The sequence below is a fragment of the Protofrankia sp. CiT1 genome (assembly GCF_917627335.1).
GTDB lineage: Bacteria > Actinomycetota > Actinomycetes > Frankiales > Frankiaceae > Protofrankia.
In genome coordinates this window covers 13,066-22,730 of the sequence record NZ_CAKJTP010000071.1, presented here as the reverse complement: position 1 = coordinate 22,730, position 9,665 = coordinate 13,066, and the positions used below count along the sequence as shown (strand labels likewise).

Below are 9,665 nucleotides of genomic sequence, written 5' to 3'. Positions count from 1 at the left end.
CGCCGGGACATCGTGGTGGCGGGGACGTGGTCTCCGCGCCGCGGCTCAGGCGCGGTACCAGCGCTGGTCGCCGCCGGCCTCGGCCACGATCCCGAGGCCGGCGAAGAGCTCGGGAGCGCTGCGGGCCGTGGGAGCGGCGGTGCGGCACAGGCCCTCGGCCTGCTGTCCCTCATCCCGACCGCGCCCGGGGTCATCGAGGCCGAACGCCGCCTCGACGGCGGGCGACGGGAACGGCTGCGGGTGCGGGCGCCAGCTGTGCTGTCGGTGGATCCCGGGACGGCGACACTGCGCCGCGCCGGGCTGCGCGCGGTGGTCGCGGCCCGGCGCGCGCCGATCGAGGTGCTGCGGGTGGCGCTGGGGCAGGCGCCGCCCACGACCGGTCTGCCGCTGCGCCCCCGTCCCAAGGTGCTGCTGCCGCCGGACCAGACCCTGCCGGCACGCGACCGCGTCCTGAGGCTGACCGGTGCCGGGGAATCCCGCGGCACCGGACGGACCGCCGTTCGCCTCGACCCGCCGGAGGCTGCCGACCGGATTCATGCCGCGCTGCGCGGCTGGGGGTACCTCCCAGCGGATGATCCCGGTGCCGACGGTCCCGCTCCCCGCGCACGCAACGCTGATGAACAACCTCGGTGAGAGCCGCTGGCCGCGGCTTCGCGACCAGTCACCGCTGCTGGCGGTGCCGCTAGGGAGCACCGAGCAGCACGGTCCGCACCTGCCGCTGGAGACTGACACGCGGATCGCGCGGGCACTCGCGGACGCGCTGGCCGCTCGGCTGCCCGATGTCCTCGTCGCCCCGGCGCTGGCCTACGGCGCGAGCGGGGAGCACGCGGGTTTCCCCGGCACATTGTCGCTGGGCAGTCACGTGCTCGCGCTGGCGGTCATCGAACTCGCCCGCTCCGCCGACACCACCGCGTCCGGTGTGGTGCTCGTGAACGGGCACGGCGGCAACGCCTCGGCGCTGCGGGCAGCGATCACGCTACTGCGTTCCGAAGGACGTCGGGTACTCGCCTGGACGCCGCGCTCAGTTGTCGCCACCAGGCTGGGGGTACCCTTCGCCGACACGGACCTGCACGCGGGACGGGTCGAGACCTCCCTGATGCTGCACCTGGCGCCAGACCTGGTAAGCCTCGACCGGGCGGCCGCCGGGCCGTCGCCGCCGCTCGCCGAGCTGATCCGCCACGGGGTCCGGCCGCTGAGCCCCTGCGGAGTCCTGGGCGACCCGGCCGGCGCATCCCCGGGCGAGGGCGCACGGCTGCTGCGCGCCTACACCGACGACCTGGTCGCGGCCATTGTCCGGTGGCAGAAGCCCCGCGAGGAGGACGGTGCCTGATGCGGGTGGACCCGCTGGCAGCCGCTCCGGCGGCGCTGGACGGCCCGGTAGCCCTGGTGACAGGCGCGGCACGCGGTCTGGGCGCGGCGGTCGCGGCCGCCTTGGATGACCGTGGCTACCGGCTGGTGCTCACCGATGTCGCGACCAGCCCCGGCAGTCACGCGGACCGCACGCACGGCGGCTACCCGTACGCCACCTGGGATGATCTCGCGAAGGTCGTGGCGGGCTGCACGGACGCGGTGGCGGTGCGGGCCGACGTCCGGATCCAGGCTGATCTCGATGCCGCGGTGGGAATCGCCCGAAGCAGGTTCGGCCGTCTCGACGCGGCGGTCGCGGTTGCCGGGGTGATCGCGGGCGGGCCGCCGGTATGGGAGACCGACAGCGATACCTGGCGGCTGTTGCAGGCCGCCGACCTCGACGGCGTGTTCCATCTGGTCCGGGCAGCCGTTCCAGCGCTGCTGGCCGCCCCAGCCGGCCGGTTCGTGGCGATTTCCTCCGCCGCGGGCACCCGTCCGTTGGCGCGCCTCGCCGCGTATTCGGCGGCCAAGCACGGCGTGATCGGGCTGGTTCGCGGTCTGGCCGCGGACCTCGCCGGCACGGCGGTGACCGCGAACGTCGTGTGCCCGGGGTCGATGGACACGGCGATGCTCGCCGAAACAGCCCGGATCTACGGCCTGGACGGGGTCGGCGAGTTCGCCCGGCATACCTTCCAACGGCGCCTTCTCGACCCCGCTGAGGTGGCGGAGGCCGTCGCCTGGCTGTGCTCGCCCGCCGCCGGAGCGCTGACCGGGGCCGTCGTGCCCGTGGACGCCGGTTTCACCGGATAGGGCAGGTCCGATCGGTCATCGGGTGCGGCACCGGGGACCCGAAGGGTATCCGGTGCGGACACGGGCCACGGGGATGGCATGCTTGTAGTCAGGAGGACCGATGCTCACGCGACTCGAAGTTGACGGCTTCAAAAACCTGCTGGGGCTACGGGTTAACCTCGGCGCATTTACCTGTATAGCCGGTGAGAACGGTACCGGAAAATCCAATCTCTTCGACGTCATCCATTTTCTGAGCCTGCTGTCCGATACGCCGATGGTGGAACGTCTGGCGTGGTCACGGGGAATTGGAGCGGTGGCAACTCTCTGAGCACCGGCGACAGCTCCTCGAACGCCTTGATCCGGATGGCTCGGTCCAGCGGCTGGCATCCTGGTCACGCTTTGAGGACATGACCAAGGTCTTCGGCGAGTTCGGCCGGTGAGACCGGCCGAACTGGCAGTGGCTGGGTGCTTCTGGTTGGGAGCACCCAGCCACTGGAACGTCCGTGAGCAAGAAAGCGGAGACTACGCCTTGCGCTTCTCGATCGCGTCGGTGAGCTGCGGAACGACATTGAAAAGGTCGCCCACCATACCGTAGTCGGCGAACTCGAAGATCGGCGCTTCTGGGTCCTTGTTGACCGCTACGATCGTCTTGGAGGTCTGCATCCCGGCCCGGTGCTGGATCGCGCCGGAGATACCGACCGCGATGTAGAGCTGTGGCGACACCGTCTTGCCGGTCTGGCCGACCTGGTTCTGGTGCGGGTACCAGCCGGCGTCGGTTGCCGCGCGGGACGCCCCCACGGCGGCACCGAGCGTGTCGGCCAGCTTCTCCACGAGAGCGAAGTGCTCAGCGCCGCCGAGACCGCGGCCACCGGAGACGACAATCTGCGCCTCGGTGAGGTCGGGACGACCCGACTTGGCTTCCACGACCCGGTCGAGGACCTTCGCCGACTTGGCGGAGTCCGAGATCGTGATGTCGACCTTCTCCTCGGTCGGTGTGGTCGGGGCGGCCTGGGGCGCGGTGCTGTTCGGCCGCACCGCGAAAACCGGCGTCCCCTTGGTGACCGTGGAGGTGACGACCGTGGAGCCACCGAAGATGCCCTGGGTGGCGGCCAGGTCTGGGGTGAGGCCGACCGCGTCCCAGATCAGGCCCGATCCGGTCTTGGCCGCTGTGCGCGCGGCGGCTTCCCTGGCGTCCGGGGTGGCGGCGGTCAGGACCGCCGCCGGCGACTTGCCGGTCACCAACGTGGCCAGGACCTCAGCCACTGGGGCCACAACGTAGTCGGTGACCTCTTCGGACTCGACGATGTACACCGTGGACGCGCCGTACTGGGCCAGGTAGTCCTTGGCTTTCGCGTACGTTCCGGGCGCGCCGAGGAAGACCGCGGACGCCTCACCCAACGACCGGGCGAGCGTCAGCAGTTCGGCGGTGATTTTTTTCGGCTCGCCGTCTGCGTGCTCGACGAGAACTAGAACCTCAGCCATCGGACAAGACCCCTCAGATCAGCTTCTGTGCGGCGAGGAAGTCAGCGACCCTGGTGCCGCCATCACCCTCGTCCTTGACGATCGTTCCGCTCTGGCGAGGCGGGGCGGGCTGGGCGTCCAGGACCGTCGACGCGGCGTTGGCAAGCCCCACCGTGCCTGGGTCCAGCCCCGCGTCCGCAACGGACAGCGTGGTCAACGGCTTCTTCTTGGCCGCCATAATGCCCTTGAAGGACGGGTAACGCGGCTGGTTGATCTTCTCGACAACCCCGACAACCACCGGCGTCGCGGCTTCCACGAGAAGGTAGCCGTTGTCGGCCTGCCGTTCGATCCGCACCGTGCCGGCACCGGGGTCGACGGTCACCTTACGGGCCTGCGTCAGCTGCGGGAATCCGAGGTGCTCGGCAAGCAGCGCGCCCAGCACACCGCCACGGGCGTCGGACGCCTCGGCGGCGGTGATGACGATATCAGGCGAAAGCGTCGCGATAACCTTCGCGAGCGCGGCGGACGTCTGGAGGGCGTCGGAACCGGCCAACGCCTCGTCGGTGATGTGGACAGCCTTGTCCGCACCCATCGACAGCGCCTTACGCACGGTTTCCAGGGCCTTCTCGGGACCCATGGTGACCACCGTCACCTCACCGCCATGAGCCTCCTTGATCTTCAGGGCCTCCTCGACCCCGTATTCGTCCATTTCGTTCATGACGTTGTCGACGCTCTTGCGATCCGTCGTCCTGGTTGTGGGATCGAGCTTCTTCTCCGCCCAGGTATCCGGAACCTGCTTGACGGTGACGACGATGTTCACGCCTCGGGGCCTCCGTAGCCACATTCATGGGTCTTCATTGCTCTTGACATGGTCGCACCTGTGTCCTTGACACGCTCAATGATCGTCGATGTGACCCAGGTCGCACTCGACCCATCCCGCACGCCAGACCGGCAATACGTGCATTCGTATGCGCGTCTGCACATCCCCTTCCGCCATTGTGACAGCTCCGCTACGTTGTGTCTCACAGCAGATCCGACGGCAATTTCACCACGAACCAGTACCCAATGAGCTACGGGGGCCCAATGGGCAGGCAACATATATCAAAAGATCACGATCAGACCGGCCGTGAGCCGCAACAAAACTTATTCGCGCGGCTACTCGCCGAAACATCCGTCTCGGACACCCGTTTCGCCCGGCAGGTCAACGAACGCGCACGCCGGCAACGACGTGTTGATCTCGGCCTCGCACGCACCACCGTAGGCCACTGGCGTCGCGGAATGCGCCCCCGTGACCCCATGGTGGCCGAGCTCGCCGCCGCCGAAATGTCGATGTTGGTGGGCTACCCCATCGCGCCGTCCGACCTCGGCTGGCGCGGCGAAAACTATCACGGCGACGACTTCGGGCTCGCCGTGGCGGAGAAACCCACGGACACTCTTCGGACCGTTGCCGGACTCTCGGGGCGAGACATGCGCAGACGAGACCTGTTACACGACGGAGCGGCCTTCGCCGCCACAGCCTTCGCCGACCCGGTGCTGGCAAGCCTCACCGGCGTCGTCGAAATGATCGGTAAGAGCCAGGCCACGGTCCCGGTGCCGACCGCGACAATGATCAGAGATATGACCGAGACCTTCCGCAAGCTCGACGCCCGCTACGGCAGCGGTGAGATTCGCGGGCAGGTGGTCGCGTTCCTGCACGACCGGGCCAAGGCCGCGCTCGACAGCCGCCATACCCCGGATCTGTTCAGCTCACTCGCTGAACTGACTCAGTTCACCGGCTGGCTCGCCCAGGATTCCAACCACCAGGCCCTCGCCCAGCGCTACTACATCCAGGCGCTTGGCCTTGCGGAACACTGCGGGGACGCCATGCTCGCCAGCCGCATCCTGTCCGCCATGAGCGACCAGGCCGGGCGTCTCGGCCAGTTCCGCCAGAGCCTGGCCATGGCGAAGGCCGCCATCGACCGGTCCCGCGGCGCGGCGTCCCCATCGGTCCGGGCAATGCTGCACGACAAATACGCCTGGGCGCTGGGCCGTTCGGGCGACGAGGCCGGCTGCAGCAAGGCGCTGATCGACATGGAACGCGAGCTCGGCCGCGCGACTCCCGGCGATGGCCCGCTATGGGCTGCCCACTACGACGAGACGGACGTGGCGGAATGCAAGGGCCACTGCTTCCTGCTGCTCGGCAAGGCCGCGGATGCCGAGCCTTCGCTGCTGGCATCCCGGTCCCGGCAGCTCGCTTCCCGGACCAGGACCCGCAGCTACGCCGAAGCCGATCTCGCACTGTCCTACCTGTCCCGGCCCAGCCCTGACGTCGAAGCCGCGCTGGACGCCGCGAGCCGCGCGGTCGAACTCGCCGGCCAGCTGGAATCCGCTCGGATCACCGACAAGCTGCGTGAGGTTGACCGCACATTGGGCCGGCATGACGATGTCGTCGCCGTCCGGGAGTGGCGGACACTCTCCGCGCCACTGATCGGCCGCGCGAAAGTCCGCGCGGAGGTGGCCTAGCGGGCACTCTGGCCGATCGCGATGTGGGCGACCCCGCCGCCCGCATCGCGCCTCCCCTCGGCAATCTATGACCATGACCCCGCACTCGGATGCCGGCGCCGGCCTGTCCGTGTATCCCGAAGAAAACGATCGCACATCGGGATCAAGAAACAGATCCAGCGCGGTGATCCCCCCACGGATATTGATGATCATTCTTTCCTGGATGATCACAGGCAGTCTAGCGATCATCGCGCTGGGCCGGAGCCTCCATCTGGACGACGCGCTGAGCTGGCCGTACGCCGGGATCAACGCCTTCACCCCGGTTGTCTACCTGCCCGTCTACATGACGCTGGCCATCGGCTTCGCGATGCGCCGCAACCGACTGCTGATCGCCTCGCTGCTAGTCATCGTCGCCCACCTGTACTGGACCGTTCCCGAGCTCTGGCCGGGAAAGCCCGAAACCGCGCCCGCTGGCGCGGCACAAGCGCGGATCATGACTGCCAACCTGCTGTACACGAACAAGACCGCCGCAAGCCTGGGATCCCAGATCCGCGCCCAACGGCCCGATATCCTTGTGCTGGAAGAGGTCACTCCCCGTACCCTGGCCGCGATCGAGAGCTCTGGGGCGCTGGGGGACTTCACCTACCGGGAGGTCCACGCCCGGCCGGATCCGTTCGGGATCGCGGTGTTCTCCCGCTTCGCGCTGACCGACCCGGAGCTGCCATCGGTAGCGGATCTGCCGTCACTACGGATGACGGTGCGGGTGGACGCCACGCACCAGTTCCGGCTCTTCGCCGTCCACACGCTCTCACCGACCAGTGGCGATTACGCCCCGCGGTGGCGCCGGCAACTGGACGATCTGCGGGCCAGCACCGCCCTGACAGCCATGCCCGTCGTGCTCGCCGGTGACTTCAACGCCACCCGTGACCACCGTCCCTTCCAACGCCTACTGGATAATCATCTCCGCGACGCCCACGACGCGGCCGGCGCGGGCTGGCTGCCCACCTGGAACGCGAGCGGCCTGTTCGCTCCGCCGCTGCTGCGCATCGACCATGTCCTGGCCTCACCGCGGTTCGCCGTCACCCGCTACCAGGTGGGCGCGCCGTTCGGCAGCGACCACAAGCCCCTCGTCGTCGACCTCTCCCTGCGCTGACGGCCCGCGACCATTCCGGGTTTCCGGGTGACCATTCCGGGTGACCAGGCCTCGGCCAGCTGCGAGGCCCGGGTAACGAGCGGATCAGCGGGATCGGGCAGCCGGACGATCAGGCGGAGGTGGTCCAGACCGCGAGGCCGGTACCGCAGGCCGTGCAGAAACTCTCCGTCGGACGCGCCGGCTTCACGCAGCTCAGACAGGCACGGCTGCCATCCCGCACCGCGTAGATCCCGTCAAGGATCTTCCTGGGCTCGTCCTCACGCAGCCACTCGTCAAAGTAACGGGCACGCTCGACCGCGAGCGGGTGCGAGCCGCTGGTCCGGATCCGCATCCGGTGGAACCGGGCCAGCGTGCTCCGCTCGGCCATGTCGTCGAGCAACCGCGCCTGCTCAAGGAAAGCGGCGGGGTTCATCTGGTCGAGCCAGCGGGTCGCCCCACCGGCCAGCTTCATCATCATCCGGACGCATGGATCCGGGTCCTGGACGGCGAGCATCGCCGCCCGGTCGGCGGTCAACTCCGCCTTGCGGGACCAAGCCGAAAGCCCCGCGCCAAGGCCGAAGGTCGCAAGGTTGCCGGCAATGGCATTCGACCGGCGGGCGACCCCCGCGCCCATCGCCCCGCCGACGATTCGGGCCATGGTCCCATACAGCACATGGCCACATTTGACATGACCGATTTCGTGCCCGAGCACGGCCAGCAGCTCGTCCTCATCCATGATGTCGATGAGATCGGTGAAAAGCACGACATACGGATGGTTGTGCCCGGCCGTGTAGGCATCGACCGGCCCACGCCGGATATAGAGCTCAGGTTCCGGGACGTCCAGAATCGCGCACGCCTCACGGAGGATCGCGTAGATCCCCGGGAGCTGGCGAGGACCCACCTTCACGCTGGACGCGGTGTTCTCCACGTACTGGGTGCGCTCAACGCCCCATTCGATGTATTTGGCCACGGCCCGGTCAAACCCGGGAACACGTTTCAGCGTGCGCGTGGCCCGCCGGTCCAGCGGATGCCGAAACGCGTCCGGATCAAGCCCTGGCAGGCGAATCCGTCCGCTCTTTTCAACGGAACCCACCGACCACTTCCGGATACTGACGACCTCGTCGGCTTCGGCCATCCTCCACCTCTCGTGGCACCCGTCCAAGGTCGCATTGTCGGCCCAAGCGGGATGTCAGGCGACATAGTAGAGCGCCCCCGTCGCCCCATGAAAGCCCCACGCTCGAACACGAGAAGGTAACCTGCGCGACACCGGGCGGGCCGTACCCAACCAGCGGGCGACCAGTGACCAGCAACCAGTGACGGTCAGCGGAGGACGACGCTCGGCGACCAGTCGCGGTCAGCGGCCGACGAAGTCCGCCTTCCCCGGGCCTCGTTCGACAAACGACTCCATGCCGATACGCTTGTCCTCGGTCCCGAACAGCCCGGTGAACACCGCGGTCTCCAGCCGTAGCCCTTCGGGCAGCCCAACGTCCAGACCGTCGTCGATCGCCCGCTTGGCCGCCCGCAGGGCCAGCGCCGGCCCCTCGACGAACCGGCCGGCCAGCCGCAGGGCCTCGGCGTAGACGTCGTCGGGAGCCACCACCCGGTCAGCGAGACCGATCTCCTTCGCTTCGGAAGCGCGCACCTGACGCCCGGTGAATATCAGGTCCTTGGCCCTGGCGGCACCGATCAGCCGGGGCAGCCGTTGCGTCCCGCCGGCGCCGGGGATGACTCCGAGCAGGATCTCAGGCAGCCCGACCTTGGCGTTGTCACCGAAGACCCGGAAGTCAGCGCACAGAGCCAGCTCCAGCCCACCACCGAGGGCGTACCCGGTCACCGCGGCGACCACAGGCTTGGGGATGCGGGCCACCTGCTCGAAGGTCCCGGTGAGCGCACCGACCCACGCCAGGATCTCCGCGTAGCCCATCGGAGCCATTTCTTTGATGTCGGCGCCGGCGGCGAACACCTTGGGACCGCCGTAGAGCACGACGGCCCGGACGTCCGGGCGGGCCGCGGCCTGCGTCGCGGCCGCCCGCAGCTCGCTGGTGAGCTGGCTGTCAATAGCGTTCATCGGAGGGCGGTCCAACCTGATCGTGCCTATTGCGTTGTCGACCTCGAAATGTACGACCGCCACCAGCCGACCTCCTTGTCGCATCACCGCGGATCACTACCGCGCCTTCGGGACCTCTGACGCACCTTAGAGCGTCCGGCAATAGGGGTGTGGATCAAGGAGCGGGGCTGGGGTGCGTGCATCGCGAGGCGGAGGAGGGAGCCACCCTGGTGTTGGGTGGCGACTGACGAGCCGGGGTACCCGTGCATCGCGCAGCGATGGACGGGGAGCGATGCGGCGAGGTGCGTGCCCTGGCCCCGCGACGCCGCGTCCCCTATTGCCGGACGCTCTTAGTAGCCGCCGCCGGACGTTGTCGGGTATGCCTGGATGCCAGGCGGAGGCCAGGCG

General features: G+C 68.6%; 8 protein-coding genes and 2 pseudogenes. 6 read left to right on the top strand and 4 right to left on the bottom strand.

Annotated features, from left to right (window positions below; translation table 11 throughout):
• From MJ785_RS13145 to MJ785_RS13130, 4 genes and pseudogenes are all read left to right on the top strand, one after another.
• A pseudogene (locus tag MJ785_RS13145) lies at positions 1-633 on the top strand (hypothetical protein); the annotation flags it as partial.
• The gene (gene mftE / locus MJ785_RS13140; RefSeq protein ID WP_239347878.1) at positions 581-1,330 is read left to right on the top strand and encodes a mycofactocin biosynthesis peptidyl-dipeptidase MftE; all 750 of its coding nucleotides are present in this window, start codon (positions 581-583) and stop codon (positions 1,328-1,330) included. The pseudogene MJ785_RS13145 and the gene mftE, both read left to right, overlap by 53 nt.
• Positions 1,330-2,157 (top strand): mycofactocin-coupled SDR family oxidoreductase, encoded by an 828-nt coding sequence (locus MJ785_RS13135; RefSeq protein WP_239347880.1) that lies wholly within the window; start codon positions 1,330-1,332, stop codon positions 2,155-2,157. Before mftE ends, MJ785_RS13135 begins: the two co-directional genes overlap by 1 nt.
• A gap of 100 nt (positions 2,158-2,257) precedes the next feature.
• A pseudogene (locus MJ785_RS13130) lies at positions 2,258-2,440 on the top strand (DUF2813 domain-containing protein); the annotation flags it as partial.
• A 218-nt stretch (positions 2,441-2,658) separates the two neighbouring features.
• Here the strand turns inward: MJ785_RS13130 and MJ785_RS13125 are convergent.
• Positions 2,659-3,618: an electron transfer flavoprotein subunit alpha/FixB family protein gene (locus MJ785_RS13125; protein ID WP_239347885.1), complete on the bottom strand. Its 960-nt coding sequence runs from the start codon at positions 3,616-3,618 to the stop codon at positions 2,659-2,661.
• Positions 3,619-3,631: 13 nt separating this feature from the next.
• A complete protein-coding gene (locus MJ785_RS13120; RefSeq protein WP_239312318.1) occupies positions 3,632-4,417 on the bottom strand; it encodes an electron transfer flavoprotein subunit beta/FixA family protein in 786 nt (261 codons plus the stop codon).
• Between the two features lie 263 nt (positions 4,418-4,680).
• Here MJ785_RS13120 and MJ785_RS13115 point away from each other — a divergent pair, with 263 nt between their 5' ends.
• Positions 4,681-6,099, top strand: a complete 1,419-nt coding sequence (locus MJ785_RS13115) for a transcriptional regulator (RefSeq protein ID WP_239312320.1) — start codon at positions 4,681-4,683, stop codon at positions 6,097-6,099.
• 202 nt (positions 6,100-6,301) lie between these two features.
• Positions 6,302-7,231 (top strand): endonuclease/exonuclease/phosphatase family protein, encoded by a 930-nt coding sequence (locus MJ785_RS13110; RefSeq protein ID WP_239312322.1) that lies wholly within the window; start codon positions 6,302-6,304, stop codon positions 7,229-7,231.
• Between the two features lie 109 nt (positions 7,232-7,340).
• Here MJ785_RS13110 and MJ785_RS13105 read toward each other — a convergent pair whose 3' ends face one another.
• Entirely contained in the window at positions 7,341-8,345 is a 1,005-nt protein-coding gene (locus MJ785_RS13105; protein ID WP_239381136.1) for a M48 family metallopeptidase, read from the bottom strand.
• Between the two features lie 219 nt (positions 8,346-8,564).
• Entirely contained in the window at positions 8,565-9,341 is a 777-nt protein-coding gene (locus MJ785_RS13100) for an enoyl-CoA hydratase/isomerase family protein (RefSeq protein WP_239312325.1), read from the bottom strand.
• Between the last annotated feature and the right edge of the window lie 324 nt (positions 9,342-9,665).

What these genes read in the sequence shown, in the direction of transcription:
- MJ785_RS13135 (WP_239347880.1), top strand. Translation starts at nt 1,330, where the DNA reads ATGCGGGTGGACCCGCTGGCAGCCGCTCCGGCGGCGCTGGACGGCCCG.
- MJ785_RS13125 (WP_239347885.1), bottom strand. Translation starts at nt 3,618, where the DNA reads ATGGCTGAGGTTCTAGTTCTCGTCGAGCACGCAGACGGCGAGCCGAAA.
- MJ785_RS13115 (WP_239312320.1), top strand. Translation starts at nt 4,681, where the DNA reads ATGGGCAGGCAACATATATCAAAAGATCACGATCAGACCGGCCGTGAG.
- MJ785_RS13110 (WP_239312322.1), top strand. Translation starts at nt 6,302, where the DNA reads ATGATCACAGGCAGTCTAGCGATCATCGCGCTGGGCCGGAGCCTCCAT.
- MJ785_RS13105 (WP_239381136.1), bottom strand. Translation starts at nt 8,345, where the DNA reads ATGGCCGAAGCCGACGAGGTCGTCAGTATCCGGAAGTGGTCGGTGGGT.